This is a genomic window from Hydrogenophaga sp. OTU3427 (assembly GCF_038440225.1).
Taxonomy (GTDB): domain Bacteria; phylum Pseudomonadota; class Gammaproteobacteria; order Burkholderiales; family Burkholderiaceae_C; genus Hydrogenophaga.
Genome location: NZ_JASATI010000015.1, coordinates 21883 through 47191, shown reverse-complemented (window position 1 = coordinate 47191; position 25309 = coordinate 21883). Strand labels below are relative to the sequence as shown.

Below are 25309 nucleotides of genomic sequence, written 5' to 3'. Positions count from 1 at the left end.
CAACTGGGGGCGGGCCACCCTATTGCAACAGCGGCCGGCGTTCGACGCGGCCGTCGGCAAACAGGCGCAACAGCTCCGCGCGTGGTGGCGTGGCGCGCGCGTCCCAGTCGCTCAGCACGTGGCGCACCAGACCGGGGCCCAGCGTGTGGTCGGCCGGGCGGTGGGTGTGGCCGTGGATCAGCGCGTGGGCCTGGTGCCGCGTCAGGGCGTCGATGGCGGCGGCGGTGTCCACGTCGGCGTAGTTGGCGCCGCAGTGTTTGCGGGCTTCGCTTTGCTGGCGCAGGGCCAGGGCCACCTGTTCACGCTCGGCCGGCGGCCGCGCCAGGAAGGCATCTTCCCATGCGGGCGTGCGCACTTCGGCGCGAAAGCGCTGGTAGTCGACATCGCCCAGGCACCAGGCGTCGCCATGGCTCAGCAGGTAGCGCTGCGTGCCCAGTTGCAAGGTGCAAGGGTCGGCCAGGGGCAGGACGCCGGTGCTGCCGAAAAAGTGGGGGCCGACGAGGAAGTCGCGGTTGCCGTGCATGAAGTACACCGGGCGCTGTGCCACGGCGTGCCTGAGCACCTGGGCGCATTCGCGCAGGAAGGCCGCTTCGCCGGCCTGGGTGCCGTCCAGCACCTCGTCACCCCACCAGACCTCGAACAGGTCGCCGAGAATGAGCAGCGCGTCGGCGCCGGGGGCGGGCGCCGTCAGGCAGCGGCGCCAGAGATCAAAGGTGTCCCGATCGTCCGACCTCAGGTGCAGGTCGGAGATCAGGTCCACCGCGCGCCAGCCCGGCGACACGATGCTGTGGGCGGGAGGCATGGCGCGGGCGGAGTGGCCGATCAGAGTGCCACGGCCTTTTCGATCACCACGTCGGTCAGCGGCACGTCATCGTGGAAACCCTTGCGACCGGTCTTGACGGTACGGATGGCGTCCACCACCTCGGTGCCCGCCACCACCTTGCCGAACACGGCGTAACCCCAGCCTTGTGCGGTGGGGGCGGTGTGGTTGAGGAAGCCGTTGTCGGACACGTTGATGAAGAACTGCGCGGTGGCCGAGTGCGGCGCCTGGGTGCGTGCCATGGCCACGGTGTACTTGTTGTTCTTCAGGCCGTTGTTGGCCTCGTTGTCGATCGGCTCCAGGGTGGGCTTTTGCTGCATGCCGGGCTCGAAGCCGCCGCCCTGGACCATGAAGCCATCGATCACGCGGTGGAACACGGTGTTGTTGTAGTGGCCGTTGGCCACGTAGGCCAGGAAGTTGGCGGCGGACTTGGGCGCCTTTTCGGCGTCGAGTTCGAGCGTGATGACGCCGTGACCGGTGATGTGCAGTTCGACTTTGGGGTTGGCCATGTTCATTTCTCCAGGCTGGCTTTGAGGATGGTGACGGGGGTGGTGGGCACGTTCTGGTGCATGCCGCGGTTGCCGGTGGGCACGGCGCGGATCTTGTCGACCACGTCCATGCCGGCGCTGACCTTGCCGAAGACGGCGTAGCCGTTGTCCGGGCCGGTGGCGTTGAGCATGGCGTTGTCCACCACGTTGATGAAGAACTGGCTGGTGGCCGAGTTCGGGTTGTTGGTGCGCGCCATGGCGATGGTGCCGCGTTCGTTCTTGAGACCGTTGCCGGCCTCCAGCGGGATGGGCGCGCGGGTGGGCTTTTGCTGCATGTCGGCGTTGAAGCCGCCGCCCTGGATCATGAAGTTGCCGATCACGCGGTGGAACACCAGGCCATCGAAGTGGCCGTCCTTCACGTATTGCAGGAAGTTTTCCACCGTCTTGGGTGCTTTTTCCGCGTTCAGCTCGATCACGATGTCGCCCAGCGAGGTGTTGAGCTTGACCTTGGCCGGGGCGGTCTGTGCCTGGGCGGTGGACAGGCCCAGGGCCAGCAGCGAGGCGGCGATCAAGGCGATGGTGCGGCGGGTCGGGTGGCGGGTGTGCATGCGACGAGGATCCTCTCGAATGGAATGAAGCGGTGGTCTGCGCGGAGCGCCCGCACGTGGCGAGGCCGGCTGCGCGGCCATCGGTCAGCGGCTGGTCTTTTTCGCCTTGGGCGGGGGCGTCAGCAGTGCGTTGACGGCTTTCAGCTTGACCGGTGCGCTGGCGTTGGCAGCGTCCAGCTGGACCGCCTTGCCGTAGGACTGGGCCGCCAGCCGGGCGTAGACATCGCCCAGGTTTTCATGGGCGGTGGCGTAGTTGGGGTGGGTGCGCACGGCCATCTCCAGGGCGATGCGCGCCTTGTCGAACTGGTTCTGCGAGGCGTGGATCACGGCCAGGTTGTTGTAGGGCTCGGGCAGCTCGGGGTAGTCCTGCGTGAGCTGCGTGAACGTGGCCAGCGCCTCGTCGGTCTGGCCGCGCTGCTGCTGGATCACGCCCTTGAGGAACCGCATCTGCGGGTCCCTGGGGTTGCCGGCGAGGTACTTGTCGGCCCGGGCCAGCGCCTGGTCGAACTGGCCGGCCCGCGTCATGCGGCTGACGTCGTCGTAGTCGGTGCCTTGCGCCAGCGCGCCGGTGGCACACAGGGCGGCCAGCAGCAGGGCGGCCGGCAGGCGGACGAGCGATGAACAACGCGTGGGGAGCACGGACAGGAGCATGGAGGCCTCAGAGACGTTAACCGTGGCGGGAATCATGCCGCGCGACCCGCGGCGGGCGAGGGCGCCCAGGGGGCGGGCGGGTCGATATACTGGCGGGATTGTATCTGAGGGTCTGCCCCGAGATGCCGCGCCCGCCACCCACGCCGGCGCCCTCGCGTCAGCACCGTGTCCTCCCCTTCGCGACCCCTCCGCGGAACGATTGCCCTCACGCCCCCGATTGCCTTTTTCATGAGTCTGCGCATCTTCAACACGCTCGCGCGCCGCGTCGAGCCGTTTTCGCCCATCGAGCCTGGCCACGTCCGCATGTATGTGTGTGGCATCACGGTCTACGACCTCTGCCATGTGGGGCATGCGCGCTCGGCGGTGGCCTTCGATGTGGTGCAACGCTGGCTCAAGACCAGCGGCCTGCGCGTGAGCTTCGTGCGCAACATCACCGACATCGACGACAAGATCATCCGGCGCGCGCTGGAAAACGGCGAGACCATCCGTGGCCTGACCGACCGCATGGTGACTGAGATGTACCGCGATTTCGACGCCCTGGGCGTCGAGCGGCCGACGCACGATCCACGCGCCACCGACTTCGTGCCGCAGATGCTGGCGATGATCGGCACGCTGGAGCGCAAGGGCCTGGCCTACCGCGCGGGCAACGGCGACGTCAACTACGCGGTGCGAAAATTCCCCGCTTACGGCCAGCTGTCGGGCAAGTCGCTGGACGAGCTGCGTGCCGGAGAACGTGTGGCCGTGGACGACGGCAAGCTCGACCCGCTGGACCCGGTGCTCTGGAAAAGCGCCAAGCCCAGCGAACCCGAGGACGCGAAGTGGCCCAGCGACTACGGCCCGGGCCGCCCGGGCTGGCACATCGAGTGCTCGGCCATGGCCTGCGAGCTGCTGGGCGAGACCTTCGACATCCATGGCGGCGGCGCCGACCTGCAGTTCCCCCACCACGAGACCGAAATCGCCCAGAGCGAAGGCGCCACCGGCCAGCGTTTTGTCAACGTGTGGATGCACAACGGCTTCATCAACATCGACAACGAGAAGATGTCCAAGAGCCTGGGCAACTTCTTCACCATCCGCGACGTGCTGCAGAAGTACGACGCCGAAACGATCCGCTTCTTCGTGGTGCGGGCCCACTACCGCAGCCCGTTGAACTACAGCGACGTGCACCTGGACGACGCGCGCAACGCGCTCAAGCGCCTCTACACCGCGCTCGATGCCGTGCCACCGGCCGCCGTGGCCGTCGACTGGTCCAAGCCGCAAGCCGCGCGCTTCAAGGCGGCGATGGACGAGGACTTCGGCACGCCCGAGGCAGTGGCGGTGCTGTTCGAGCTGGCGGGCGAGGTGAACAAGACACGTTCGGCCGAGCTGTCGGGCCTGCTCAAGGCCCTGGGCGGCATCCTGGGCCTGTTGCAAGGCGATCCCAAGGCCTTCCTGCAGGCCGGTGCTTCGCTGGACGAAGCGGCCATCCAGACCCAAATCGCCCAGCGCGCGGCCGCCAAGGCCGGCAAGGATTTCGCCGAGGCCGATCGCATTCGCAAGGCCCTGCTGGAGCAGGGCATCGTGCTCAAGGACAGCGCCGCCGGCACCACCTGGGAGCGCGCGTGATGGCCACCACCCAGACGCCCGCACCGGCCTATTGGGCCGACGCCTGCAAGCACCTGATGAAACGCGACCGCGTGATGAAAAAGCTCATCCCGCAGTTCCCCGGCGCCACGCTGCAATCGCGCGGCGACGCCTTCACCACGCTGGCGCGCAGCATCGTGGGGCAGCAGATTTCGGTGAAGGCGGCGCAATCGGTGTGGGAGCGCTTCGAGAAGCTGCCCGCCAGGATGGCGCCGTCCAACGTGCTCAAGCTCAAGGTCGACGACATGCGCGGCGCCGGCCTGAGCGCGCGCAAGGTGGAGTACCTGGTCGATCTGGCCCTGCATTTCGACAACGGCGCGGTGCACGTGGACCAGTGGACCGGCATGGACGACGAGGCCATCATCGCCGAGCTGATCGCCATCCGCGGCATCGGCCGCTGGACGGCCGAGATGTTCCTGATCTTCCATTTGATGCGGCCCAACGTGCTGCCGCTGGACGACGTGGGCCTGATCAACGGCATCAGCCAGGCGTATTTTTCGGGTGAACCAGTCAGCCGCAGCGACGCCCGCGAGGTGGCCGCCGCCTGGGCGCCGTACTGCAGCGTGGCAACTTGGTATATTTGGCGTTCGCTGGACCCCCTCCCCGTCGCCTATTGAGCCACGCCGAGCCAGCCGTCAGTCACAGCCCAAAGGAGTGAAACCTTGGCAAAGAAGAATTTTCTGGATTTCGAGCAGCCCATCGCCGAACTCGAATCCAAGATCGAAGAACTGCGTTACGTCCAGACCGAATCCGCGGTCGACATCTCCGAAGAGATCGAACAGCTGAGCAAGAAGAGCCAGCAGCTCACCAAGGACATCTACAGCGACCTGACGCCCTGGCAGATCACCAAGATCGCCCGTCACCCCGACCGGCCCTACACGCTGGACTATGTGCGCGACGTCTTCACCCATTTCGTGGAGCTGCACGGCGACCGGCATTTCTCGGACGACCTGAGCATCGTCGGCGGTCTCGCGCGCTTCAACGGCCAGCCCTGCATGGTGCTGGGCCAGCAAAAGGGCCGCGACACCAAGGAGCGGGGCCTGCGCAACTTCGGCATGACCAAGCCCGAGGGCTACCGCAAGGCACTGCGCCTGATGAAACTGGCCGAGAAGTTCAAGTTGCCGGTTTTCACCTTCGTCGACACCCCCGGTGCCTACCCCGGCATCGACGCCGAGGAGCGTGGCCAGTCCGAAGCCATCGGCCGCAACATCTTCGAGATGGCGCAGCTGGAGGTGCCCATCATCAGCACCATCATCGGTGAAGGGGGTTCGGGCGGTGCACTCGCCATCTCGGTGGCCGACCAGGTGCTGATGCTGCAGTTCTCGGTCTACTCGGTCATCAGCCCCGAAGGCTGCGCCTCCATCTTGTGGAAGACCAGCGAGCGGGCCTCGGATGCGGCCGACGCGCTGGGCATCACCGCCCACCGCCTCAAGGCGCTGGGCCTGGTCGACAAGATCGTCAACGAACCGGTGGGCGGCGCCCACCGCGATCCCAAGCAGATGGTGTCCTTCCTCAAGCGCGCCCTGGGCGATGCCTACCGGCAGGTGGCCGACCTCAAGGTCAAGGAGCTGATCGAGCGCCGCCATGCGCGCCTGAACAGCTACGGCCGTTTCACCGACACCAAGGCAGACAGCAAGGCCGACGGCAAGCGGTGAACGCCGCCTTGCCGGCCAATCCCTGTGCGGCCCCGGTGGCGGCCTGGTTGGCGGGCGTGCCCGCCGGTGTCCGCCGCGCGGTGGCTTTCAGCGCTGGTGCCGATTCCACCGCCCTGTTGCTGGCCGCGCATGCGGCCTGCCCGGGTCAGTTGATCGCGCTGCACGTGCACCACGGCCTGCAGGTGGCGGCCGACGGCTTCGAGTCACATGCCCGGCAGTTCTGCGAGACACGGGGCATTGCCTTCGCCAGCCAGCGGGTGCTGGCCGCCCATGCGCCCGGCGAGAGTCCGGAAGACGCGGCGCGCCGGGCACGCTACCTGTGTCTGGCCGACCTGGCCCTGGCGCACGGCTGCGCCGAGGTGTGGCTGGCCCAGCATGCCGACGACCAGGTGGAGACGCTGCTGCTGGCCTTGAGTCGGGGTGCCGGCCTGCCCGGCCTGGCGTCCATGCCGGCACGTTTTGAGCGCCATGGCATGGCCTTTGCCCGCCCCATCCTGGCCGTGGACGGCGCGGCGATCCGCACCTGGCTGCAAGACAGCGGCGAGCCCTTTGTCGACGACCCGACCAATACCGACACGCGCTTCATCCGCAACCGCATCCGCCAGCACCTGCTGCCCGCCTGGCGCGCGCAATTCCCGGCCTACCAGCAGACGCTGGCGCGCAGCGCGCGGCACGCGGCGCAGGCCCAGCGCCTGCTGGACGAAGTCGCCGCGCAAGACCTGTTGGCGGTGGGCCAGCCACCCCTGATCGCGCGCCTGCGTGTGCTGTCGGCGGAGCGTCAGGCCAATCTGTTGCGCCATTGGTTGCGCCAGGGCTGGCAGGCAGGCCCCAGCGAGGCCCAGATGGCCGCCTTGTTGCGGCAGCTGGCGGCCTGCGCCACCCGGGGCCACCACATCCGCCTCAAGGTGGCCGATGGCCACGTGCTGCGCGACGGCGACGTGCTGGTGTTCGAGCGCTGAACGCCGCTTGCCGGTGCGCGGGTTATCCCGGGGGGTGGCTGGCTATAATTGCAAGGTTTTGCGCGGTCCCGCGCACTGCATGGTTTCACACCGCTGCCGTCGGCCCGCAGACACCGTTCTTGGGCCGTGGCGAAGGCCCGAACCGCCAAACACCCAACCCGTTCCCATCACCCAATGGCACTGATAGTTCACAAGTACGGTGGCACCTCCATGGGCTCCACCGAGCGCATCCGCAACGTCGCCAAACGCGTCGCCAAATGGCACCGCGCCGGCCACCAGATGGTGGTGGTGCCCAGCGCCATGAGCGGCGAGACCAACCGCCTGCTGGGCCTGGCCAAGGAACTTGCGCCCAGCGCCCACAATGCCGCCTACAGCCGCGAACTCGACGCCCTGGCCGCCACCGGCGAGCAGGCTTCGTCCGCCTTGCTGGCCATCGCGCTGCAGGCCGAAGGCATGCAAGCCGTGAGCTACGCCGGCTGGCAGGTGCCCATCAAGACCAACAGCGCCTACACCAAGGCCCGCATCGAGTCCATCGACGACCAGCGCGTGCGCGCCGACCTCAACGCTGGCAAGGTGGTCATCATCACCGGCTTCCAGGGCATCGATGGCATCGGCAACGTCACCACCCTGGGGCGTGGCGGCAGCGACACCTCGGCCGTGGCCGTGGCCGCCGCGATCAAGGCCGACGAGTGCCTGATCTACACCGATGTGGACGGCGTCTACACCACCGATCCGCGTGTCGTGCCCGAGGCGCGCCGCCTGCACCGCGTGAGCTTCGAGGAGATGCTGGAGATGGCCAGCATGGGCTCCAAGGTGCTGCAGATCCGCTCGGTCGAATTCGCCGGCAAGTACAAGGTGCCGCTGCGCGTGTTGTCCAGCTTCACCCCGTGGGACATCGATTTGGCCGAGGAAGCCTCCTCCGGCACCCTGATCACTTTTGAGGAAAACGAGCAAATGGAACAAGCCGTTGTGTCTGGCATCGCCTTCAACCGCGATGAAGCCAAGATTTCCGTCCTGGGCGTGCCCGACACCCCCGGTATCGCCTACCAGATCCTGGGCGCCGTGGCCGACGCCAACATCGAGGTCGACGTCATCATCCAGAACGTGAGCAAGGACGGCAAGACCGACTTCAGCTTCACCGTGCACCGCAACGACTACGCCAAGACCGTCGAACTGCTCAAGGGCAGCGTGGTGCCCAAGCTGGGCGCCGCCGACGTGGTGGGCGACCAGCGCATCTGCAAGGTCAGCATCGTCGGCATCGGCATGCGCAGCCACGTTGGCGTGGCCAGCAAGATGTTCCGCTGCCTGGCGGAAGAGGGCATCAACATCCAGATGATCTCCACCTCCGAGATCAAGACCTCGGTCGTGCTCGACGAGAAGTACATGGAACTGGCCGTGCGTGCCCTGCACCGCGTATTCGATCTCGACCAGGAAGCAGATTCCATCGCCTGAGTGGCGTCGGCGCCTCGAATGGCCCCATTCTTGGGGCATAATATGAGGCTTCGGAGCGATGACCGAGTGGCCGAAGGTGCTCCCCTGCTAAGGGAGTATGGGATGTAGAGTCTCATCGAGGGTTCGAATCCCTCTCGCTCCGCCACAAAACGATCCGACGATGTCTCAAAACATCCGGATGCCGCACAGAAAGCCCCTCATGCAGGGGCTTTTTTGTTTCTGGGCTTCTGAAAGCTTTCAGTTGAAGCCAGCACAAAAGGGGTCGAGTCCGAGGTGCCGATCCAACATCGCCAGGGCAGCTCGCGTCACGAGCGGGCAATGCCAAGACGCATGCGCCAAAGTGCCGAGTTAGTTATACCCGGTAACCGTGCCCAAACTTGTGGATATCTGCGGGGACAACCGCGCGAGGCCGTGCCGTTGTTGACTTGCCGGGCGGTGCCTGGATATTGGGCAGCCAGGTCCGCTGGTCAGATGGTGGTTCAGCCGCCGCTGGACACAGGTCGGACAGCAGGTGCTGAAGGCCCGGCGTTTTTCCATTCGCCCACCGTGGTGAACTGCAGCTTGCAGCCGGTGCAGGCATAACGCCCGGAGGGGCTCATCGCCCCGTCCGGGTCACGTTCGATGATGGGCTTGTAGCTCGTGGCGCCACAACGCCCACAGGCGTTGGCGGGATGTGCAACTTGCTGCTGTCCTCGGACTGGGCGAGGGATGGAAGAGGGCGCGGGGGCGTTGTCGAAATGGATCACGGCGCCAGTGTCCCTCATTTCGAGGTGGTTGACGTGACGGTGGAGTGGCCTCAGGTATTGCGCGGCAGCACGGTCAGCACGCGCACGATGAAGGCGTGCAGTTCTGTCATGTAGTTCTGCAGGAATTGCCTGGTGCCCTCGTCGGTCACCTCACCTTCGGCGGTGATCAGCCCTGGCTTGAACTGGATGTAGGCCTCGACTTGGTTCATCAAGGGTGAATTGCAGAAACACAGCACGCCACGCAGGCTTTGCTGGGCCACGGCGGTGCCGATGGCGCCGGGCGACGTGCCGATGACACCCGACGGCTTGCGCGTGAAGGCGTTCTGGCCCCAGGGCCGGCTGGCCCAGTCGATGGCGTTCTTCAGACCGCCAGGGATGGATCGGTTGTATTCGGGCGTCACGAAGAGGACCGCGTCGACGTCGGCGATGGCCTGCTTGAAGGCGCGCGCCACCGGCGGATAGTCGGCGTCGAAGTCCGAGCTGTAGAGCGGCAGGTCCTTGATCGCGATCTCGCTCATCACCAGCTGCGGCGGCGCGAGCCGCACGAGCGCCTTGGCGAGCAGGCGGTTGATGGAGGTCGAGGACAGGCTGCCGACGAAATAGCCAACCTTGTAGCTTGCCATGGTGTGCTCCTGGACAATGGGGTGGGGGAGGGGCCGGTTATATACCCCTGTGGGCAGGGCCGCAATGTGCTCATCGGCGGCGCCAGGCGCCGCCGCGTTGGGGCAACAAGGACGCGGCGGGTGTTTCGTGCCGCCCCGCTCTCAAACACCAGTTGCGCAACCGTCAAACAACATGTACAACCGAGTCAATCCGTATCAAGGATGGCATTTTTGACCATGGTTGATCGGAGTTTATCGACGCTGCCGGTGAGGGACGGTGCCGCCAGGAGCAGCGCTTTTGAACAGGCTTTGACGATGCAGGAAAAACCGTCTTTCTCGGCTTCGGGGGTCAGCTCCAATGCGTCAGAACGGCGCGTGGCGGGCCGGCAAACCGACTGGTTGCTGTCGATGACGGAGAACTTGTTGCGCGACTCGGCCGTGCATGGGACGTCGCACGAGGAGGCGCTGAGTGCGATCGCCCAGTTGGTGCACACCGCCACGCACGATGTGTTGACAGGCTTGCCCACGAGAGGGCTGCTGATCAGCAGTCTGGAACGCGAGCTCGCGCGGGACACGGGTGGGCGGGAAGAGGTGGCCGTGCTGTTCATCGACCTCGACAACTTCAAGCTGGTGAACGACTCGCTGGGCCACCACAGTGGTGACGAGTTGCTGCGCGAAATGGCCCGGCGCATCCGCAACTGCGCCGCCGACGGTGATCTGGTCAGCCGCTTTGGGGGCGACGAGCTGGTCATCCTGCACCCACACGCCAGCCTGGGCTCCGAGGGCACCCTGGGCAACAAGGTGCTGACGGCGATGGCCGAGCCGATCCAGATCGCGGGGCGGGAGGTGGTCACCTCGGTCAGCATCGGCGTGGCCATCTGCGCGCCGGGTGCGCAGTCGGCCGAGCAGTTGCTGCGCAACGCCGACACCGCGCTGTATGCCGCCAAGAACCGTGGCCGCAACCGCATGGAGCGCTTCAACGAGGAGTTGCACGCACGGGCGGCCCGCCGCCTGCGGATCGAGTCGGACCTGCGGGTCGCGTTGCGCGAGGAGCAACTGCACGTGCACTACCAGCCGCAGGTGAACCTCGCGACCGGCCACTTGGTGGGTGTCGAGGCGCTGGCGCGCTGGCGCCACCCCGAGCTCGGAGCGGTGTCGCCTGCGGAGTTCATCGCGGTGGCCGAGAACAGCGGGCTCATCCACGAACTGGGCCGGCAGGTGCTGCTGTCCGCATGCCGGCAACTCGCCGAATGGGTGGCCGCGGTGCCCGGTCGCCCGCTGAGCATGACGGTGAACATCTCGCCGCGCCAACTCGATGACCCCGGCTTCATCACCGAACTCCAGCGGATCATCGAGCAGACGGGTGTTCGTCCGTCGTCGTTGTGCATGGAACTGACCGAGAGCGCGCTCATGAATCCGGAAACGGACATCGTCGACATGCTGGAGCGCATCCGCCGCATGGGGGTCTACGTGGCGATCGACGACTTCGGCACGGGCCATTCCTCGCTGGCCCGCCTGCGCGACCTGCCGGTCGAGGTCCTGAAAATCGATCGCTCCTTTATCGACGGCCTGACCATCGAGCCCGGGGACACGGCGATCGTGTCGTCCATCCTCAGCCTGGCTTTCGCGATGGGCAAACATGTGATCGCCGAAGGGGTGGAGCGGGTCGAGCAGGCAGTGGCGCTGCGCGGCATGGGATGCCGCGTGGCCCAGGGCTTTCTGTTCTCGCCAGCCGTCGCGCCCGTGTTGATACAGCCCATGTTGGCGCACCCGCTGTGGCAACCGTCGGCAAACTGGCGCATGCGATCGGCGGTTTGTCCGGACGCCCATGCTCGGCGCGCGCACCGGGCCTTCATCGATGAATTCCTTGACCACATCGGCGTGCCGATGTGGGTGAAAGCCAACGCGGGGTCATGATGCAGCTCATCATCGGCATCAGCCACCTGCTGATCGGCATGGCCTACCTGGGCCTGGGGCTGCTGAGCGCCTGGGAAGCCATCACCCAATACCGATACCGGGGCCTGTCCCGTTTTGGCCTCGGCTTCTCGCTGATGGCGGCCAGCTGCGGCCCCCACCACCTCGTGCATGGCTGGTGTGTGCTGGACGGCGGCACGGTGTCGACACCGATGCTGGTCGCGGCGCTGATCGGCCTGCCAGCCGGTCTGGTGTTTTGCTCGCTGCGGGTCGAAGCGATGATGGGCGGACGTGGCGACCGGACCATCGCGGCCACCTCGCACACCATGGTGGCGCTGACGGTCGCGCTGCTGGTCGTGGTGGGCTCGCTGGCCGGCTGGTCAATGGCCACGCCCGCCGTGCCCGTGCCGGACCAGACCATCTGCACGGCGCTGGGCATCAAGTACACCGTGCCGATGGCGGGCGCCGGCATCGATTTCAGCTCGCCGGTGGTACTGGCCAACCTGTGGGTGACCGTCACCTACGCGATGGTGGGGTGGTACCTGAGCGACACGCAGATTCGCCGCTATGTCGCCAGCCGCTCGTGGTCGCTGTCGGGGCTGTCGCTGGCGGCGGTGTTTCCTTCCTGCGCGGCCATGCACTTGATGGTGGCGCTGTCGGGCAGTCCCGACACCGCCACGCTGCCCTTTGACTTGCTGGGGGTGCCCGCATCGATCTACTTCCTGTGGGTCGTGAAGCGCCTGCACATGGATTCCGTCGTCGATTGGAACCGCCATCCCATGGTGGGCGTGGCAGCCAGACCGAGCCGATCCTCGCCCTGGAACGAATCCATGGAGCCCAAGCGCTGAGCGCTGGAGCCTGCACATGCACACCACGTTCATTGCCCTGGCCACGTCGTGCACGGTGCTGAGCCTGTCGGCCTGTGGCCTGGAAACCGCCGGCACCGCCGCGGTGTCGGGTGTGGTCAAGGGCCAGGAACTCAAGCAGGGCCAGGCCACCCGGGAGCGCGCGCAGGAGCGGTTGACACAGTCGCTGGACAAACAACAGGCACGCGAGGAACAGGTGGAGAAGGCGGCCCGGTGAAGGCCCCGTGCCCGCACAAGCGCCCACAAAAAACGGCTCCCTCGGGAGCCGTTGTCATGTGTGGCCGGTGCAGAGGCTCTCAGGCCGCACGCGGCCGGCCGGCCGTCATTTCAGGTCGTCCACCAGCACCTGGGTGATGCGCTGTGCGTTGGCCGACTGGTCCGGCTGGCCCTGGGCGTCCAGCACCGCCACCGTCGTCTTCTCGCCCGCGCTGCGCACCGCTATGCGGTAACGCACGGGGGCGGCGTCGGCGGGCTTGCCGGCACCGAACAGGCGGCCGAAGAAGCCAGGCTCCTTGGATGTGGTGGGATCGGGCGCGACATAGCGCACGAAGTACAGGCCCTGGGTGCGATCACGGTCTTCCACGGTGAAACCGGTGCGGTCCAGCGACAGCCCGACGCGGCGCCAGGCGCGGTCGAAGCCTTCGTTGAGTTCCACCGCGGCCGAGCCGCTGACGGTGGTGGCGCGCGCGGCGGCCGGCGCGGTGTTGCTGGCCATCAAGGCCTTGGACTGTTCTTGCGACACGCCCAGCTTGACCATCAGGCGGCGCAGGAATTCGGCCTCCAGCTCGGCGTCGGCCGGGCGCGGCTGCCACACGGTCTGGTCCTTGCGCTCGTTGGCGTAGACCTCGATCAGGCCACGGTGGCTGATGTAGATCTCGGTCGCGCCATTGCTGTTGCGTTCCATGCGGGTGCGAAAACGGTCGCGCTCGCCGGTGGAGTACAGGCTGTCGAAGACCTTGCCGATGGTGTTGCGGATGAAATCCTGTGGCAGCTTTGCGCGGTTCTCGGCCCAGTCGGTTTCCATGATGCCCAGCGCCTGCTGGTCCTGCGTCAGCAGGAAACCGTTTTCCTGCCAGAAGTCGCGCACCGGCTGCCACAGCTGGTCCGCCGGGCGCTGGATCACCAGCCAACGTTGCGAGCCCGCGCGCTCGATGCGCACGTCGCCGATCTGGCTGGTGGCCGTGGGGGCCGCCGCGGCCACCGTGGCCTGGGTGGTCTGGAACCCGCTGGCGGTGACGCTGGCACCCGGCACCACGTAACGCGACTCGCGGTTCATCTGGGTCAGGTCGGGCGGCACTTCCAGCGTGTTGGCCCGCTGGGCGCTCTTGTAGTCCAGTCGGTCGGGGACGAGCACCGAACAGCCACTGACCAGCAGCAGTGCGGCCGTGGCGGCGACCCCGGTGCGCAGGGCATGACCAGGGGAGCGGAAAGAGGCGAGGCTTCGTGCGGGCATGGTGTACCAGGAAAGAGGAAACGGGGGGCGTGGGGGCGGCGCGCCGCTCAGGTGGGCAGCAGGCCGCTGTCGCGCAGGGCCTGTTCCACCACGGGCTGGGCGGCGGTCGACAGGGGCGTCATGGGCAGGCGCATGGTGCCGCCGCACAGGCCCATGCGTTGCATGGCCCATTTCAGGGGAATGGGATTGGCTTCCACGAACAGGTGCTTGTGCACCGGCAGCAGCTGCAACTGGATCTGCATGGCGCGGGCGCGGTCGCCGGCGATGGCGGCCACACACAGCTCGTGCATCAGGCGCGGGGCGATGTTGGCGGTGACGCTGACGTTGCCCTGGCCGCCGCACAGCATGAGCGCCACGGCGGTGGCGTCGTCGCCCGAATAAACGGCGAAGTCGGCCGGGGTGTCCTTGATCAGCCACTGGGCGCGTTCGATGTTGCCGGTGGCTTCCTTGATGCCGACGATGCCGGGCACCTGGGCCAGGCGCAGCACGGTGTCGTGCGCCATGTCGGCCACGCTGCGGCCCGGCACGTTGTAGAGCACCATGGGCAGGTCGCCCACGGCTTCCGCGATGGCCTTGAAGTGCTGGTACTGGCCTTCCTGGGTCGGCTTGTTGTAGTACGGCACGACCTGCAGCTGGCAATCGGCGCCCACTTTCTTGGCGAAGCGGGTGAGTTCGATGGCTTCGGCGGTGGAGTTGGCACCGCAGCCCGCCATGATGGGCACGCGGCCTTTGGCCTGTTCGACCGACACGCGGATGATCTCGCAGTGTTCCTCCACATTGACCGTGGGCGACTCGCCGGTGGTGCCGACCACGCCGATGCAGTCGGTGCCTTCGGCCACGTGCCAGTCGATCAGTTGGCGCAACGTGGGGTAGTCCACGCTGCCGTCTTCAAACATGGGCGTGACCAGGGCCACGATGCTGCCGGTGATGGGGGCCATAAACGAATCCGTGTCGAGAAAACGCGCCGTGTCGGCGCAATCGGCACATTCTACCCAGAGCCCGGCCAGGCTCAGGCCGGTGTGGCCGGCAGTGGGTAGCGTGGGGCCTGGCCCTCGGGCACCGGGGCTTCACGCACCGCCACGATGCGTTGCAGGTAACGCGCCGGTGCCTCGCAGAAGCCGTCCTCGAAGGCGACCACGCGCAGGCCGGCGCACAGGCGCAACAGCTCGCCCGGCTGGAGCAGGAAATCGGGCCGCGAAGGCTTGCCCACAGCCGCGTTGCCGTGTGCAAATGTTTCGTAAAGCAGCACGCCGCCGGGAGCCAGACTGGCCAGGATGTGCGGCCACAGGGGACGCCAGAGGTAGTGCGTCACCACCACGGCGTCGAACCGTTCGTCGCGGAGCGGCCAAGGTCCGTCCTCGATGTCCGCACACAGCACCCGCGCCAGCGTGTCCAGCCCGGTCAGTGCGCTGGCATCGCGGTCCACCGCCGTGAGCTGGTGGCCCAGCTGCGCCAGCCAGCGGGTGTGGCGGCCGGCACCACAGGCGAGGTCCAGCACGCGTGCCCGGGCCGGCAGCAGGTGGGCCCAGCGCGTGACCCAGGGGGAGGGTGCTTCGGTGCCGTGCATCAGAAGCAGGCCCACAGCTGGTCGGCCATCTGCACCAGGAAGCCGGGCCGGGTGTAGAGCATGAACACCGCCAGCAGCAGGGCGACCATGCCCAGGGCTGCCAGCAGGCGCCGTGGCCAGACCGTTTGCAGCGTCATGCGGCGGCCCCCGCGCCGCCCAGTTGGCGTGCGATGGGCGACTCGCGCACCGGGAGGTTGATCAGGCCGGCGAAGACGCCCAGCGCGATCGAGATCATCCAGACGATGTCGTAGCTGCCCGTGCTGTCGTACAACACGCCGCCCAGCCACACGCCCATGAAGCTGCCCACCTGGTGGCTCAGGAAGACGAAGCCGCTGAGCATGGACAGGTGGGCCACGCCGAAGATCTGGGCCACCACCGCGTTGGTGGGCGGCACGGTGGACAGCCACAGCAGGCCCATCATGGCCGAGAACACGTAGACGCTCGCGGGGCTCAGCGGCACCAGCAGGAACACCGTGATGACGGCGGCGCGGGCAAAGTAGATGAAGGCCAGGATGCGTGGCCGCGACAGCCGCTGGCCCAGCACCCCCACTGCGTAGGTGCCGAAGATGTTGAACAGGCCGATGAGGGCCAGGGCATAGCTGGCCACCTGGGGCGACAGGCCGTGGTCCTTGAGGTAGCTGGGCATGTGCACACCGATGAAGACGACCTGGAAGCCGCAGACGAAGTAGCCCGCCATCAGCAGCTGGAAGCTGCGGTAGCCAAAGGCCTCGCGCAGCGCGTGGGCGATGGTCTGCTCGCGCCTGGCGGGCGCGCCGGAGGCGAAGCCCGGCTCGCGCAGGCCCAGGGCCAGTGGCGCGATCAGCAGGGCGGCGGCGCCCAGCACCAGCAGCGCTTCCTGCCAGCCCAGCTCGGCGATCAGGAAGCCCTCGACCGGCACCATCAGGAACTGGCCGAAGGAGCCGGCCGCGGCGGCCATGCCCATGGCCCAGGACCGTTTTTCGGCCGGGATCTGGCGACCGATGATGCCGTAGATGACGGCATAGGTCGTGGTCGCCTGTGCCATGCCGGTCAGGACCCCGGCGGTGAGCGCAAAGCTCAGCGCATTCGTGCTCAACGCCATGCCCGCCAGGCCGCCGGCGTATAACACGGCGCCGCCCATCAGCACGCGAGCGCCCCCGAAGCGGTCGGCCAGCATGCCCGCCATCACGCCGAACACACCCCAAGACAGGTTCTGCACCGCCAGCGCCAGGGCAAAACTTTCGCGTGTCCAGCCGTGGGCCTGGGTGATGGGCTGCAGCCACAGGCCGAAGCCGTGGCGGATGCCCATGGACAGCGTGACGATGGCAGCGCCACAAACGAGGACTTGGGTGAGGGACAGGCGGGCGGGGGATTGCATCGGAGAACTTTAGCAAACCACCACCGTGGGCCGTCCGCCTGGGGTCTTTGTGCGGCGCGGCGCGGCAGGTGCCGTGCCGTTCCCCACACGTGTATCCAATTGTCAAATTACTTGCGACGACGCAAGGCGTCGCTAAAATTGCAAAAAAAAGTTAGACCGCAACATGCGGCGAAAGGGAGAAAACACATGCAGTCTCACTGCCCGTGTGCCATGCACACCCGGACGCAGGTTCCTGGCGCGGGAACCGCCTCTGCGCCGCTCATGCCGCTGGCCAGCCGCCAGCCCGCGCCCATTCCGCTTCTTGATGCCGATCTGGTCGTGATGCCCAGGTCCGCTTCGCCTCGCCTGTTCCGCGCCCCGCTGCGGGACTGACGCCCCACGTCTCTTGTCCGCCCGTAGGGCCTGGCCGCCCCTTCGGGTGTTGTGTTCGCGCGGCTTCACGCTTCCATACCAAAAAACCCTTCAGGGAGAAAACAATGAAACTCGAAAACACCCAGGTCATCACCCGGCTGCTCGCCATCGTCGCGCTCAGCGCGGCCTTCACGCTCGCCATCGGCCTCATGGGCATGTGGCGCACGTCGCAGGTGAACGACATGCTCAATGAGATGTACGACAGCAACCTGGTGCCGGTGGGCGACGTCGCCAACGCCAACATGGAGGCGATCTACCACAACCGCTCGCTGTACGCCTACGTCATCGAGACTTCGCAGCCCAAGATGGATGCCATCGGGGCCGAGATGGACAAGAACATCCAGCGGATGGACACGCTGATCAACAAGTACAAAAAGACCGATCTCACGCCCCGCGAGGTGGACTTGCTCAAGCAGTCTGACGCGGCCTGGCCGACCTACCTGGCAGCGGCGAAAAAAGTCATGGCCGCCAGCTACGCCGATCGCAACGACGAAGCCATGCGCTTGATGCGCGAGGAAGCGATACCGGCCTTCCAGAAATACGACGACTTGCTGTCGGACATCGTGGACTACAACATCGAGCTGGGCAAGAAGGCCTATGACGAGAGCGACGCGATCGTCGCCAGGATCACCGTCGTGACACTGACGCTGATCGCGCTGGCCATCACGCTGTCCTTGGCCATTGGTGTGTGGGTGGCGCGCAGCGTGACCCGACAACTCGGCGGCGAACCCGGCGTGGCCGCCGAAATGGCCCAGGCCATCGCGGAAGGCCGGCTGGGCTCCCCCATCCCGGTGGAGCAGGGCGACACCCGCAGCCTGATGGCCGCGCTGGAGCGCATGCGTTCCAGCCTCGTGGGCATTGTGTCGGGTGTGCGGCAGAACGCCGAAGGCGTGGCCTCCGCCTCGGCCCAGATCGCCACCGGCAACCAGGACCTGTCGGGCCGCACCGAAGAGCAGGCCAGCGCGCTGGAGGAAACCGCCGCTTCGATGGAGCAGCTCGGCACCACCGTCAAGCAGAACGCCGACAACGCATCCCAAGCCAACCAGCTGGCCGTGAGCGCCAGCGCCGTGGCCGTCAAGGGCGGTGACGAGGTGCAGGAGGTGGTGGCCACCATGCGCAGCATCAACGAGGCCTCGCGCCGCATTGCCGACATCATCGGCGTCATCGACGGCATCGCCTTCCAGACCAACATCCTGGCATTGAACGCCGCCGTCGAGGCCGCGCGCGCCGGCGAGCAGGGCCGTGGTTTTGCCGTCGTGGCCTCCGAGGTGCGAAACCTCGCGCAGCGCAGCGCCAACGCGGCCAAGGAAATCAAGGAGCTGATCACCGCCAGCACCCAGCGCGTGGACCAGGGCACGGTGCTGGTGGACCAGGCCGGCCACACCATCCAGGAAGTGGTCGATGCCATCCGCCGCGTGACCGACATCATGGGGGAGATCACCGCGGCCAGCGCCGAACAAAGCGCCGGGGTGTCTCAGATCGGCGAGGCCGTGTCGCAGATGGACCAGGCGACGCAGCAGAACGCGGCCCTGGTGGAGGAAAGCGCCGCCGCGGCCGATGGCCTGCGCCAGCAGGCGGCCCAATTGCTCGACGCGGTGTCGGTGTTTCAGCTGTCCGACGCCCCCGTCCACCGCGTGGCACCGGCACCGGTGACACGCGCCGCCGTGTCCAGACCGGCGACCCACCGGTCGGTGGCGCTGCGCCGTCCCGAACCCAAGGTTCCCGGCGCACCCCAGATGGCGCTGACCGCTGCAGGCGGTGATTGGGAATCGTTCTGAGTCTGCGGGCGGGGCACTGCGCCCCCCATGTTTTCGAGTTCCACGGCTGTTCCCATGACCCGGCCGTGGTTGGCGTCCAGCGATGGGGGCCCTTTTTTCAACCCGCGCGGGCTGCGCCGCCGCAGCCCGTGGCACTGAGCTTGTGACAAACATGTCCCACACCCTTCCTCTTCCACACGCCCACGCGGGCGAGTACCTCAGCTTTCGCCTCGGACCCGAGGAGTACGGCATTCCCATCCTGACGGTTCAGGAAATCCGCGGCTACCAGGAACCCACGCGCATCGCCAATGCACCGGCCTTCATGAAAGGGGTGGTCAATCTGCGTGGCGTCATCGTGCCCATCGTCGACCTGCGTACCCGGTTCGGCCAATCCGCCACCTGCAACGAGGTGACGGCCACCATCGTGCTCAACATCGGCCGGCGCGTCATCGGCATCGTGGTCGATTCGGTGTCGGACGTCGTGGCGCTCGCCGCCGGCCAGATCAAGCCGCCACCCCGGATGCCGTCGTCCGGCGTCGACGCCGCTTATGTCACCGGCATCGCCACCGAGGCACCGGGCGAGGCCGCCCGCATGCTGATCCTGGTCGACATCGAGCAACTCATGTCCAGCGACGACCTGGGCCTGGTCGAGGCCGTGCATGAGGTTCGCGAGGCCGAATGCGCCTGAAGCTGCTTCCAGCCGGCCCGCTGGCGGCCTGACCGCTGCCGGTGGGGGCGGTCCCGGGGGCGCCGGCCCCCGCCTACAATTCCGGCCCATGGCAGTCAAACCCGTTCCCGAGTATTCCGAAGGCTCCATCCGCGTCCTCAAGGGGCTGGAGCCCGTCAAGCAGCGGCCGGGCATGTACACCCGCACCGACAACCCGCTGCACATCATTCAAGAAGTGCTGGACAACGCCGCCGACGAGGCGCTGGCCGGCCATGGCAAGAAGATCAAGGTCACCCTGCACGCCGACAGCTCGGTCAGCGTGGAGGACGATGGCCGCGGCATCCCGCACGGCCTGCACCCCGAGGAAAAGGCCCCGGTGATCGAGCTGGTGTTCACTCGCCTGCACGCGGGTGGCAAGTTCGACAAGGGCAAGGGCGGTGCCTACAGCTTCTCGGGTGGCCTGCACGGCGTGGGCGTGTCCGTCACCAACGCGCTGTCCACCCGGCTGGAGGTCAGCAGCCACCGCGAAGGGCAGCTGGCCCGCCTGGTGTTTGCCGCCGGCGACGTGGTGGAGACCATCGCCACCCGCCCGCTGCAGGACGGGGAGCGCAAACAGGGCACCACCGTGCGTGCCTGGCCCGACCCCAAGTACTTCGAATCGGCCACGCTGCCGCTGAACGAACTGACGCACCTGCTGCGCAGCAAGGCCGTGCTCATGCCGGGCGTGCTGGTGACGCTGGTCAACGAGAAGACCAAGGAGACCCAGAGCTGGCAGTACAAGGGCGGCCTGCGCGACTACCTGCAGCAGACGCTCAATGGCGAACCGGTGATCCCGCTGTTCGATGGCGAGGGTTTTGCCGACGGGGGCCACGAGAGTTTCGCCGAAGGCGAGGGCGCCAGCTGGTGTGTGGCCTTCACCGAAGACGGCCAACCGGTGCGCGAGAGCTACGTCAACCTGATCCCCACCAGCGCCGGTGGCACCCACGACAGCGGCCTGCGCGACGGCCTGTTCACCGCGGTCAAGGGTTTCATCGAACTGCATGCGCTGCTGCCCAAGGGCGTGAAGCTGCTGCCCGAGGACGTGTTCGCCCGCGCCAGCTACGTGCTGAGCGCCAAGGTGCTGGACCCGCAGTTCCAGGGCCAGATCAAGGAGCGCCTGAACTCGCGCGACGCCGTGCGCCTGGTGTCCAGCTTCGTGCGCCCGGCGCTCGAACTCTGGCTCAACCAGCACGTGGACTACGGCAAGAAGCTGGCCGAACTGGCCATCAAGGCCGCGCAGTCGCGCCAGAAGGCGGGCCAGAAGGTCGAGAAACGCAAGGGCTCGGGCGTGGCCGTGCTGCCGGGCAAGCTGACCGACTGCGAAAGCCGCGACCTGGCCCACAACGAGGTCTTCCTGGTCGAGGGCGATTCGGCCGGCGGCAGCGCCAAGATGGGCCGCGACAAGGAAAGCCAGGCCGTGTTGCCGCTGCGCGGCAAGGTACTCAACACCTGGGAGGTGGAGCGCGACCGGCTGTTCGCCAACACCGAAATCCACGACATCGCGGTTGCCATCGGGGTGGACCCGCACGGCCCCAACGACACGCCGGACTTGAGCGGCCTGCGCTATGGCAAGGTCTGCATCCTGTCGGACGCCGACGTCGACGGCTCGCACATCCAGGTGCTGCTGCTGACGCTGTTTTTCCGCCATTTTCCCAAGCTCATCGAGGCCGGTCATGTGTACGTGGCGCGTCCGCCGTTGTTCCGGGTGGACGTGCCCGCGCGCGGCAAGAAGCCCGCGCTCAAGCAGTACGCGCTCGACGACGGCGAGCTGCACGCCATCCTGGACAAGGCCGAGAAGGACGGTGTGGCGCGCGAAAAGTGCCAGATCAGCCGCTTCAAGGGCCTGGGCGAGATGAACGCCGAACAGCTGTGGGACACCACCCTCAACCCCGACACCCGCCGCCTGATGCAGGTGAACCTGGGCGGCATGGACTTTGCCGCCACCGAAGCGCTCATCACCAAGCTCATGGGCAAGGGCGAAGCCGCCTCGCGCCGCGAGCTGATGGAACTGCACGGCGACTCGGTCGACATCGACATCTGAACCCTCAAGGCTGAACCGTTCCCATGGATGACCTGCTGAACCTGGAGCCGGTGGCCGACGCGCCCGGCGAAGACAACCTCGCTGCCTACGCGCAGCGCGCCTACCTCGAATACGCGCTCTCCGTCGTCAAGGGCCGGGCCCTGCCCGACGTCTGCGACGGCCAGAAGCCGGTGCAGCGACGCATCCTCTACGCGATGGACCGCATGGGCCTGGGCTTTTCGGGCAACACCGCGGCCAAGCCGGTCAAGAGCGCCCGCGTGGTGGGCGACGTGCTCGGCAAGTACCACCCCCACGGCGACAGCGCCGCCTACGACGCCCTCGTGCGCATGGCGCAGGACTTCAGCCAGCGCTACCCGCTGATCGACGGCCAGGGCAACTTCGGCAGCCGCGACGGCGACGGCGCCGCCGCCATGCGCTACACCGAAGCGCGCCTGGCCAAGATCTCCGGCCTGTTGCTTGACGAAATCGACCAGGGCACGGTGGACTTCATTCCCACCTACGACGGCTCCTTCGAAGAACCCAAGCAGCTGCCCGCGCGCCTGCCCTTCAACCTGCTCAACGGCGCCAGCGGCATCGCCGTCGGCCTGGCCACCGAAATCCCCAGCCACAACCTGCGCGAGGTGGCCGACGCCTGTGTGGCGCTGCTCAAGAACCCCAAGCTCGGCGACGACGAGCTGTTCGCCCTGATTCCCGGCCCGGACTACCCCGGCGGCGGCCAGATCATCAGCCCGGTGGGCGACATCGCCGACGCCTACCGCAGCGGCCGTGGCAGCCTCAAGGTGCGCGCGCGCTGGAAGATCGAGGACCTGGCGCGTGGCCAGTGGCAGCTGGTGGTCAACGAGCTGCCACCCGGTGTGAGCAGCCAGAAGGTGCTGGAAGAGATCGAGGAAATCACCAACCCCAAGGTCAAGGCCGGCAAGAAGGCGCTGAGCCAGGACCAGACCCAGCTCAAGGCCAGCATGCTGATGGTGCTGGACGGCGTGCGCGACGAGTCCAGCAAGGACGCGCCGGTGCGCCTGGTGTTCGAGCCCAAGAGCAGCCGCATCGAGCAGCAGGAACTCATCACCGCGCTGCTGGCCCACACCAGCCTGGAGAGCTCGGCGCCGATCAACCTGACCATGATCGGCCTGGACGGCCGGCCGACACAGAAGAGCCTGCGCCAGATGGTGGGCGAGTGGATCGAGTTCCGCCAGACCACCATCACCCGCCGCACCCAGCACCGCCTGGGCAAGGTGATGGACCGCATCCACATCCTCGAAGGCCGGCAGCTGGTGCTGCTCAACATCGACGAGGTGATCCGCATCATCCGCCACAGCGACGAGCCCAAGCCCGCGCTGATCGCCGCCTTCCGCCTGAGCGAGCGCCAGGCCGAGGACATCCTCGAAATCCGTCTGCGCCAGCTGGCGCGGCTGGAGGCCATCAAGATCGAGCAGGAACTGAAGGAGTTGCGCGAGGAACAGGGCAAGCTCGAAGACATCCTGGGCAACCCGGCCAGCCTCAAGCGGCTCATGGTCAAGGAAATTGAGGCGGACGCCAAGACCTTTGGCGACCCGCGCCGCACCCTGATCCAGGCCGAGAAAAAGGCCGTCGCCGAGGTCAAGGTGGTGGACGAGCCGGTGACGGTGGTGGTGTCGCAGAAGGGCTGGGTGCGCGCGCGCACCGGCCACGGCCACGAGGCCGGCGCCTTCGCCTTCAAGGCTGGCGATGGGCTCTACGGCACCTTCGAATGCCGCACGGTGGACACGCTGATCGTCTTTGGCAGCAACGGCCGGGTGTATTCGGTGCCGGTCTCGGTGCTGCCCGGCGCGCGCGGTGACGGCCAGCCCATCACCACGCTGATCGACCTCGAATCCGGCACCCAGCCCCAGCACTACTTTGCCGGCCCGGCCAACGCCGCGCTGCTGCTCAGCGGTTCGGGCGGCTACGGTTTCATCGCCACGGTGGAGAACATGGTGTCGCGCCAGAAGGGCGGCAAGGCCTTCATCAACCTCGGCGAGGGCGAGACCGTGTGCGCGCCGTCCCACGCCGCTTTCACCAGCGGCAGCCAGGCGCTGGTGCCGGCCACCCACGTGGCCTGCGCCTCCACCGGCGGGCGCATCCTCACCTTCGAGATCGGCGAACTCAAGCAGATGGACAAGGGCGGGCGTGGCCTGATGCTGATCGACCTCGAACCCAAGGACACGCTGGCGGGCGCGGCCGCCTACACCCGGAGCATCCGCATCGATGGCATCGGCCGTGGCGGCAAGGAACGCGAGGAGACGCTGGAGATCCGCAGCTTGAACAACGCCCGTGCCGCGCGTGCGCGCAAGGGCAAGGCGGCCGACCTGGGCTTCAAGCCCAGCCGCGTCACCCGGGTCGAGTGATGGACGGCAGCAGCGTGGGTGTGCTGGTGGCGGCCGTGGGCTTCGCGGTCGCCTTTGGCATCGCGAAGCTGGTCTCGACAGCGATCAGAAAACGCCGCCAAGCGCGCGATGACGCGCTGGCGGTCAGCCGACAAAGCCGCCAGGTGCGGCGGGCGCAGGCGCGCCGCAGGGGCTGACATGGGCGTCACGCTGGACGCGTTGCGCCGCCACGCGATCGCGCGCAGCCTGTTCACGCCGACCACGCTGCCGGGCGCCATCCAGCGACTGGGTTTTGTGCAGGCCGATCCCATGCGGGCGCCGGCCCGCGCGCAGGACCTGATCCTGCGTCTGCGCGTCAAGGACTACCGCGCCGGTGACCTGGAGCGCCGCTACGAGCGCCTGCGCGTGGAGGAGGAGGCTTTTGTCAACTACGGCTTCGTGCCGCGCGACTGGCTGGGCCTGCTGCACCCACGCATGCCGCGCCGGGCCTGGGACGCCGAGGCGACCCGCCGCGCCCAGGAGCTGCTGGCCTTTGTGCGCGAGAGGGGCGCGGTGCACCCGCGTGAGGTGGGTGCGGCGTTTGCCCACCATGGCCGTGTGGCGGCGTATTGGGGCGGCGAGCTCAGCGCCAGCACCCGGCTGCTGGAGGAGATGCACCGCCACGGCTGGCTGCGCGTGCGCCGGCGCGAATCGGGCACGCGGGTCTACGAGGCCATCGAACACACGCCGCTGGACGGTGGCCCCGCCACCGACACGGCACGGGCCGAAACGCTGGTCGACCACATCGTGAACCTGTACGCGCCGCTGCCGGCCGCCAGCCTGGGCTACCTGGTCACACTGCTTCGCTACGGCGCGCCCCAACTGATGGCCCAGGCGCGGGCCGTGGTCAAGGCCGCGCCCGAGCGCTACGGCCACGCCCGGGTGGACGGCGTGGACTGGTACTGGCCGGTCCATGAGAACCCCGCTTCCCGCCGCCACCGCCCGGCGCCGGTGCTGCGTTTTCTGGCGCCGTTTGATCCGGTGGTCTGGGACCGACGGCGCTTCGAGCTGCTGTGGGGCTGGCCCTACCGCTTCGAGGCCTACCTGCCGGCCGCCCGCCGCACCATGGGCCACTACGCCCTGCCGCTGCTGTGGGGCGAGCAGGTGCCGGGCTGGGTCAACCTGCGGGTGGACGGTGGGCGGCTGCGGCATGAACTCGGCTTTGTAAACGGCCGCCCGCCTGAGCCAGCGTTCGAGGCAGCCCTGCAGGACGAACTGGCCCGCTTCGCGCTGTTCCTGGGCCTCTGACACACCG

25 protein-coding genes and 1 tRNA gene are annotated in these 25309 nt (G+C 67.4%); 15 read left to right on the top strand and 11 right to left on the bottom strand.

Annotated features, from left to right (window positions below):
* Positions 1–19 precede the first annotated feature (19 nt).
* The 4 genes from AAHB17_RS11020 to AAHB17_RS11005 all read right to left on the bottom strand — a co-directional run bounded on the left by AAHB17_RS11020 (position 20) and on the right by AAHB17_RS11005 (position 2567).
* Positions 20–802, bottom strand: a complete 783-nt coding sequence (locus tag AAHB17_RS11020; RefSeq protein ID WP_342130622.1) for a UDP-2,3-diacylglucosamine diphosphatase — start codon at positions 800–802, stop codon at positions 20–22.
* 20 nt (positions 803–822) lie between these two features.
* A complete protein-coding gene (locus AAHB17_RS11015; protein ID WP_342130621.1) occupies positions 823–1329 on the bottom strand; it encodes a peptidylprolyl isomerase in 507 nt (168 codons plus the stop codon).
* A gap of 2 nt (positions 1330–1331) precedes the next feature.
* Positions 1332–1916, bottom strand: a complete 585-nt coding sequence (locus AAHB17_RS11010) for a peptidylprolyl isomerase (RefSeq protein ID WP_342130620.1) — start codon at positions 1914–1916, stop codon at positions 1332–1334.
* Between the two features lie 84 nt (positions 1917–2000).
* Positions 2001–2567: a tetratricopeptide repeat protein gene (locus tag AAHB17_RS11005; RefSeq protein WP_342130619.1), complete on the bottom strand. Its 567-nt coding sequence runs from the start codon at positions 2565–2567 to the stop codon at positions 2001–2003.
* A gap of 228 nt (positions 2568–2795) precedes the next feature.
* On the opposite strand from AAHB17_RS11005, the gene cysS reads away from it, so the two are divergent.
* From cysS to AAHB17_RS10975, 6 genes are all read left to right on the top strand, one after another.
* Positions 2796–4169, top strand: coding sequence for a cysteine--tRNA ligase (cysS, locus tag AAHB17_RS11000; protein WP_342130618.1), 1374 nt, complete (start codon positions 2796–2798; stop codon positions 4167–4169).
* Entirely contained in the window at positions 4169–4804 is a 636-nt protein-coding gene (locus tag AAHB17_RS10995) for a DNA-3-methyladenine glycosylase family protein (RefSeq protein ID WP_342130617.1), read from the top strand. Before cysS ends, AAHB17_RS10995 begins: the two co-directional genes overlap by 1 nt.
* Positions 4805–4849: 45 nt before the next feature.
* On the top strand, positions 4850–5842 hold the full coding sequence (locus tag AAHB17_RS10990; RefSeq protein WP_342130616.1) for an acetyl-CoA carboxylase carboxyltransferase subunit alpha: 993 nt from the start codon (positions 4850–4852) through the stop codon (positions 5840–5842).
* On the top strand, positions 5839–6801 hold the full coding sequence (tilS, locus tag AAHB17_RS10985; protein WP_446719584.1) for a tRNA lysidine(34) synthetase TilS: 963 nt from the start codon (positions 5839–5841) through the stop codon (positions 6799–6801). The genes AAHB17_RS10990 and tilS overlap by 4 nt, the downstream gene beginning before the upstream one ends.
* A 174-nt stretch (positions 6802–6975) precedes the next feature.
* A complete protein-coding gene (locus AAHB17_RS10980; RefSeq protein ID WP_342130615.1) occupies positions 6976–8253 on the top strand; it encodes an aspartate kinase in 1278 nt (425 codons plus the stop codon).
* Between the two features lie 52 nt (positions 8254–8305).
* Positions 8306–8398 (top strand) — tRNA-Ser (locus AAHB17_RS10975).
* 651 nt (positions 8399–9049) lie between these two features.
* On the opposite strand, the gene AAHB17_RS10970 is transcribed toward AAHB17_RS10975, so the two are convergent.
* Together AAHB17_RS10970 and AAHB17_RS10965 are read right to left on the bottom strand one after the other, a co-directional pair.
* Complete coding sequence (locus AAHB17_RS10970) at positions 9050–9622, bottom strand: NADPH-dependent FMN reductase (protein ID WP_342130614.1); 573 nt, start codon at positions 9620–9622, stop codon at positions 9050–9052.
* A gap of 185 nt (positions 9623–9807) precedes the next feature.
* Positions 9808–10128 carry a hypothetical protein gene (locus tag AAHB17_RS10965; RefSeq protein WP_342130613.1) on the bottom strand — a complete coding sequence of 107 codons (321 nt, stop codon included), beginning with the start codon at positions 10126–10128 and terminating at the stop codon, positions 9808–9810.
* On the opposite strand from AAHB17_RS10965, the gene AAHB17_RS10960 reads away from it, so the two are divergent.
* Genes AAHB17_RS10960 through AAHB17_RS10950 form a run of 3 tightly spaced genes read left to right on the top strand, consistent with a single transcriptional unit; the run spans position 10121 to position 12598 of the window.
* Positions 10121–11518 carry a putative bifunctional diguanylate cyclase/phosphodiesterase gene (locus AAHB17_RS10960; protein WP_342130612.1) on the top strand — a complete coding sequence of 466 codons (1398 nt, stop codon included), beginning with the start codon at positions 10121–10123 and terminating at the stop codon, positions 11516–11518. The two genes, AAHB17_RS10965 and AAHB17_RS10960, sit on opposite strands and share 8 nt — an antisense overlap.
* Positions 11515–12363, top strand: a complete 849-nt coding sequence (locus AAHB17_RS10955; protein ID WP_342130611.1) for a hypothetical protein — start codon at positions 11515–11517, stop codon at positions 12361–12363. The genes AAHB17_RS10960 and AAHB17_RS10955 overlap by 4 nt, the downstream gene beginning before the upstream one ends.
* Positions 12364–12379: 16 nt before the next feature.
* On the top strand, positions 12380–12598 hold the full coding sequence (locus AAHB17_RS10950; protein ID WP_342130610.1) for a hypothetical protein: 219 nt from the start codon (positions 12380–12382) through the stop codon (positions 12596–12598).
* 105 nt (positions 12599–12703) lie between these two features.
* Here the strand turns inward: AAHB17_RS10950 and bamC are convergent, their stop codons facing one another.
* From bamC to AAHB17_RS10925, 5 genes are all read right to left on the bottom strand, one after another.
* Complete coding sequence (gene bamC, locus AAHB17_RS10945; RefSeq protein WP_342130609.1) at positions 12704–13834, bottom strand: outer membrane protein assembly factor BamC; 1131 nt, start codon at positions 13832–13834, stop codon at positions 12704–12706.
* Positions 13835–13881: 47 nt separating this feature from the next.
* Complete coding sequence (gene dapA / locus AAHB17_RS10940) at positions 13882–14772, bottom strand: 4-hydroxy-tetrahydrodipicolinate synthase (protein ID WP_342130608.1); 891 nt, start codon at positions 14770–14772, stop codon at positions 13882–13884.
* Between the two features lie 71 nt (positions 14773–14843).
* Positions 14844–15401, bottom strand: a complete 558-nt coding sequence (locus AAHB17_RS10935; protein ID WP_342130607.1) for a class I SAM-dependent methyltransferase — start codon at positions 15399–15401, stop codon at positions 14844–14846.
* Positions 15401–15538: a hypothetical protein gene (locus AAHB17_RS10930; RefSeq protein WP_342130605.1), complete on the bottom strand. Its 138-nt coding sequence runs from the start codon at positions 15536–15538 to the stop codon at positions 15401–15403. Before AAHB17_RS10930 ends, AAHB17_RS10935 begins: the two co-directional genes overlap by 1 nt.
* On the bottom strand, positions 15535–16758 hold the full coding sequence (locus AAHB17_RS10925; RefSeq protein ID WP_342130604.1) for an MFS transporter: 1224 nt from the start codon (positions 16756–16758) through the stop codon (positions 15535–15537). Before AAHB17_RS10925 ends, AAHB17_RS10930 begins: the two co-directional genes overlap by 4 nt.
* A gap of 476 nt (positions 16759–17234) precedes the next feature.
* Here AAHB17_RS10925 and AAHB17_RS10920 point away from each other — a divergent pair, with 476 nt between their 5' ends.
* The 6 genes from AAHB17_RS10920 (at position 17235) to AAHB17_RS10895 (ending at position 25302) form a co-directional block, all read left to right on the top strand.
* Positions 17235–18947, top strand: a complete 1713-nt coding sequence (locus AAHB17_RS10920; protein ID WP_342130603.1) for a methyl-accepting chemotaxis protein — start codon at positions 17235–17237, stop codon at positions 18945–18947.
* A gap of 151 nt (positions 18948–19098) precedes the next feature.
* Positions 19099–19614 carry a chemotaxis protein CheW gene (locus AAHB17_RS10915; RefSeq protein WP_342130602.1) on the top strand — a complete coding sequence of 172 codons (516 nt, stop codon included), beginning with the start codon at positions 19099–19101 and terminating at the stop codon, positions 19612–19614.
* Positions 19615–19702: 88 nt separating this feature from the next.
* Positions 19703–21673, top strand: coding sequence for a DNA topoisomerase IV subunit B (locus AAHB17_RS10910; RefSeq protein WP_342130601.1), 1971 nt, complete (start codon positions 19703–19705; stop codon positions 21671–21673).
* 23 nt (positions 21674–21696) lie between these two features.
* A complete protein-coding gene (gene parC, locus AAHB17_RS10905; protein WP_342130600.1) occupies positions 21697–24036 on the top strand; it encodes a DNA topoisomerase IV subunit A in 2340 nt (779 codons plus the stop codon).
* The gene (locus AAHB17_RS10900; protein ID WP_342130599.1) at positions 24036–24212 is read left to right on the top strand and encodes a hypothetical protein; all 177 of its coding nucleotides are present in this window, start codon (positions 24036–24038) and stop codon (positions 24210–24212) included. Before parC ends, AAHB17_RS10900 begins: the two co-directional genes overlap by 1 nt.
* A 1-nt stretch (position 24213) precedes the next feature.
* Positions 24214–25302: a DNA glycosylase AlkZ-like family protein gene (locus tag AAHB17_RS10895; RefSeq protein WP_342130598.1), complete on the top strand. Its 1089-nt coding sequence runs from the start codon at positions 24214–24216 to the stop codon at positions 25300–25302.
* Positions 25303–25309 lie beyond the last annotated feature (7 nt).

Excerpts from the sequence above, each read along its gene's own strand:
- AAHB17_RS11020 (WP_342130622.1), bottom strand. The coding sequence starts at position 802 with ATGCCTCCCGCCCACAGCATCGTGTCGCCGGGCTGGCGCGCGGTGGAC.
- AAHB17_RS10910 (WP_342130601.1), top strand. The coding sequence starts at position 19,703 with ATGGCAGTCAAACCCGTTCCCGAGTATTCCGAAGGCTCCATCCGCGTC.
- bamC (WP_342130609.1), bottom strand. The coding sequence starts at position 13,834 with ATGCCCGCACGAAGCCTCGCCTCTTTCCGCTCCCCTGGTCATGCCCTG.
- dapA (WP_342130608.1), bottom strand. The coding sequence starts at position 14,772 with ATGGCCCCCATCACCGGCAGCATCGTGGCCCTGGTCACGCCCATGTTT.
- AAHB17_RS10930 (WP_342130605.1), bottom strand. The coding sequence starts at position 15,538 with ATGACGCTGCAAACGGTCTGGCCACGGCGCCTGCTGGCAGCCCTGGGC.
- AAHB17_RS10925 (WP_342130604.1), bottom strand. The coding sequence starts at position 16,758 with ATGCAATCCCCCGCCCGCCTGTCCCTCACCCAAGTCCTCGTTTGTGGC.
- AAHB17_RS10970 (WP_342130614.1), bottom strand. The coding sequence starts at position 9,622 with ATGGCAAGCTACAAGGTTGGCTATTTCGTCGGCAGCCTGTCCTCGACC.
- AAHB17_RS11005 (WP_342130619.1), bottom strand. The coding sequence starts at position 2,567 with ATGCTCCTGTCCGTGCTCCCCACGCGTTGTTCATCGCTCGTCCGCCTG.
- AAHB17_RS10950 (WP_342130610.1), top strand. The coding sequence starts at position 12,380 with ATGCACACCACGTTCATTGCCCTGGCCACGTCGTGCACGGTGCTGAGC.
- AAHB17_RS10955 (WP_342130611.1), top strand. The coding sequence starts at position 11,515 with ATGATGCAGCTCATCATCGGCATCAGCCACCTGCTGATCGGCATGGCC.
- AAHB17_RS10895 (WP_342130598.1), top strand. The coding sequence starts at position 24,214 with ATGGGCGTCACGCTGGACGCGTTGCGCCGCCACGCGATCGCGCGCAGC.
- cysS (WP_342130618.1), top strand. The coding sequence starts at position 2,796 with ATGAGTCTGCGCATCTTCAACACGCTCGCGCGCCGCGTCGAGCCGTTT.
- AAHB17_RS10995 (WP_342130617.1), top strand. The coding sequence starts at position 4,169 with ATGGCCACCACCCAGACGCCCGCACCGGCCTATTGGGCCGACGCCTGC.
- parC (WP_342130600.1), top strand. The coding sequence starts at position 21,697 with ATGGATGACCTGCTGAACCTGGAGCCGGTGGCCGACGCGCCCGGCGAA.
- AAHB17_RS10900 (WP_342130599.1), top strand. The coding sequence starts at position 24,036 with ATGGACGGCAGCAGCGTGGGTGTGCTGGTGGCGGCCGTGGGCTTCGCG.
- AAHB17_RS10920 (WP_342130603.1), top strand. The coding sequence starts at position 17,235 with ATGAAACTCGAAAACACCCAGGTCATCACCCGGCTGCTCGCCATCGTC.
- AAHB17_RS10980 (WP_342130615.1), top strand. The coding sequence starts at position 6,976 with ATGGCACTGATAGTTCACAAGTACGGTGGCACCTCCATGGGCTCCACC.
- AAHB17_RS11015 (WP_342130621.1), bottom strand. The coding sequence starts at position 1,329 with ATGGCCAACCCCAAAGTCGAACTGCACATCACCGGTCACGGCGTCATC.
- AAHB17_RS11010 (WP_342130620.1), bottom strand. The coding sequence starts at position 1,916 with ATGCACACCCGCCACCCGACCCGCCGCACCATCGCCTTGATCGCCGCC.
- AAHB17_RS10915 (WP_342130602.1), top strand. The coding sequence starts at position 19,099 with ATGTCCCACACCCTTCCTCTTCCACACGCCCACGCGGGCGAGTACCTC.
- AAHB17_RS10935 (WP_342130607.1), bottom strand. The coding sequence starts at position 15,401 with ATGCACGGCACCGAAGCACCCTCCCCCTGGGTCACGCGCTGGGCCCAC.